2 protein-coding genes are annotated in these 2,871 nt (G+C 62.7%); both read right to left on the bottom strand.

Features of this window, described 5'->3' with window-relative positions; translation table 11 throughout:
• Window positions 1-1,635 (bottom strand): ATP-dependent helicase HrpB (gene hrpB / locus MOV61_RS29370; RefSeq protein WP_247139110.1); only part of this gene is annotated, 1,635 nt, incomplete at its 3' end.
• Window positions 1,635-2,588 (bottom strand): ornithine cyclodeaminase family protein, encoded by a 954-nt coding sequence (locus MOV61_RS29365; protein ID WP_247139109.1) that lies wholly within the window; start codon window positions 2,586-2,588, stop codon window positions 1,635-1,637. The genes hrpB and MOV61_RS29365, both read right to left, overlap by 1 nt.
• Window positions 2,589-2,871: the final 283 nt, after the last annotated feature.

Here is a 2,871-nt window from a genome sequence, read left to right as displayed (position 1 = left end):
GGTCTCCTGCAGTTCCGCGCCGCGCCCGTTCGCCATCACGAAACGCCCGCGCCCGCCGCGCTGCAGCGCGATCCGGTCCGGATAGGCATGCAGGAGAAGCCGCCCCGCCAGAACCGTTTCCGTCGACTGCGATCGCTTCGGCAGGTTCGAGAAAATCCGATCGGCAAGTTTACGGGCCGCATCCGCCCTCTCGCCACGTTCGTTGCGGAACCGCCGCAGCCGTTCGTCGAGATCGATGTCGCTGCCACCAAGACCTTGTTCGGTCAGAAGCACGGCAAGCAGGCTTGCTTGCCTGCCGAAACCCTCTTCCGCCGCGGAGATCGCCATGGCCGATAGCCTGGGCGGAAGCGCCAGTTCCCGCATCAGCCGGCCCTTTTCCGTCAGCCCGCCCTGGGGGTCGAGTGCGCCGAGCTGGGTCAGCAGCACCTTTGCCTCGTTGAAGGCCGGCCCGGGAGGCGGATCGAGAAACGCAAGTCCCTTCGGATCCTGGACGCCCCAATGGGCAAGATCGAGAACCAGACCGGAAAGGTCGCTCGCGAGAATCTGCGGCGGCGTGAACGCCTGCAGCGCTGCCGTCTGTCCCGGATGCCAGAGGCGCATCGCGATGCCCGGTTCCGTACGGCCGGCTCGACCCGCCCGCTGGTCGGCCGAGGCGCGAGAAACACGCACCGTCTCCAGCCGGGTGATGCCCGTCGAGGGCTCGAATACCGGCAGGCGCTGCAGCCCGCTGTCGATGACGATCCGGACTCCGTCTATAGTAATGGAGGTTTCGGCGATCGATGTGGCCAGCACGATCTTGCGCTGTCCGGCGGGTGCCGGCCTGATCGCCAGATCCTGCTCCCTCTGGGAAAGATTGCCATAAAGCGGCACGACCACGGTCTCCGGCCCGAACCGCCCCACAAGCCGCTCGGCCGTGCGCAGGATTTCCGCCTGGCCCGGCAGGAAAGCGAGGATGGAACCCGTGTCATTCGCGTGCGCCTCGACGATCGCCCGCGTCATCGCGTCCTCGATCCTTTCGTTCGGTGCGCGGTCGCGATGTTGGATGTCGATCGGAAAAATCCGGCCTTCGCTCTTGATGACAGGAGGCTCGCCAAGCAGGCCCGCCACACGGTCCACATCCAATGTCGCCGACATGACGAGGATCTTCAGATCGTCGCGCAATGCCGATTGCACATCGAGCGCCAGTGCCAGACCGAAATCCGCGTCGAGCGATCGCTCGTGAAACTCGTCGAAAATAACCGTGGAAACGCCGTTCAGCTCCGGATCGTCAAGAATCATCCGGGCGAAAACGCCTTCTGTCACCGCTTCGATCCGGGTCTTCGCCGAGACCTTATTGTCGAGCCGCATCCGGTAACCGACCCGATCCCCCACCTGCTCACCAAGCAGCGACGCCATCCGGGACGCGGCTGCGCGCGCCGCCAGCCGTCGCGGTTCGAGCAGGATGATCTTTCCCGTGCACCAGGCCTGGTCGAGCAGCGCGAGCGGCACCAGCGTCGTCTTGCCGGCACCCGGCGGTGCTGAGAGTACGGCACGTGTGCCTTGGGCCAGCGCTTCCATTATAATGCCCAGCACTTCGGTAACGGGAAGTCTCGGCAGGCTCCTTGTGATCGGGCCCGCACCTTGCGCTGCGGTCATCAGCGCGAAACCTGTCCGCTGACCCGGTTATAGGCAAGGATCGCTCCGGCAAGATCCTCGAGCGCTGCGCCGACCGATTTGAAGAGCGTGATCTCGTCCGCGCTTGTGCGGCCGGGATGTTTTCCATGCGCGAGTTCGGCAAGTTCCGCCTTGATCCCGTCTTTCGATAGCGCGCCGCTTGCAAGCGGCAGAACGATGTCGCCGCCTTCCTTCATGGCGCCGGCACGCGTATCGACGAAAACCGAAGCGCGCCGCACCGCCTCGTCGTCGCTCTCGCGCATGTCCGGTTTGAAGGCGCCGACGAGGTCCAGATGCGCGCCCGGCTTCAGCCATTCGCCGCGGATCAGCGGCTCGTTCGATAACGTCGCGCAGGAAATGATGTCCGCCTGTCCGGTCGCGACAGCGAGATCCTTGACGGCCACCGCGTCGAGCCCGAGCATCCGTGCCTCATGCGCAGTTTCTTCGGCCTTCTCTATATGACGCCCCCAGATGCGGAAATGTTTGAGCGGCCGTGTGATCGCATGGGCCTGCATTAGGTTGAGCGAAAGCCGGCCGGTTCCGACCATCAGCATGACCTCCGCATCTTCCCGCGCAAGATATCGGGCGGCGAGCGCCGAGGTCGCTGCGGTGCGCCGCGCGGTCAGTTCGCCGCCCTCGACGATCGCCAGCATCTCCCCGGTCTTGCCCGATGAAAGAAGGTAGCTGCCGAAGATGGTCGACAGGGACCGGAGGTGATTGTCGGGAAACAGATTGAGGATCTTCACGCCGATATGGTCGCCCGGCACCCAGGCTGGCATCAGCAGCATGACCGCATTTGCTTCACCCGGCACCACCATCTCATGATGATGGCGCACCGGCATGACGCAGTCGCTTTTGAACATCGTTTCGATTGCCGCGATGAGTTCTGCAAACGGCAACGCATCCCGTGTCTGCACTTCATTCAATACAAGCATGTCCCACTCCAGCCGCCAGAAACAGATCTCACCCTAACAACGCGGAATCCCCGCGTAAAATGGGTTTTTAGGAGCTTCGACGCTGCCCTTTCGTTAATCGCTGCTTATTTTATGGCCGGAATTCACCTGTCTTGGGCAGGTCTCGAGAAAAATGACAGTTTTTTGAAAATCCCTGTTGACTTCAAAGTGTGGTGGGATCTATAACCCGCTCACTGAACGAGGGCGGCGGCGCTGCTGGCGACGACGACTTTCGTTCTACAGAAATCACTGATTGATTGGCGCA

Source organism: Neorhizobium sp. BETTINA12A, from assembly GCF_023006485.1.
Lineage (GTDB): Bacteria > Pseudomonadota > Alphaproteobacteria > Rhizobiales > Rhizobiaceae > Neorhizobium.
The sequence above is the reverse complement of the archived record's forward strand: the minus strand, read 5'-3'. Positions and strand labels throughout refer to the sequence as shown.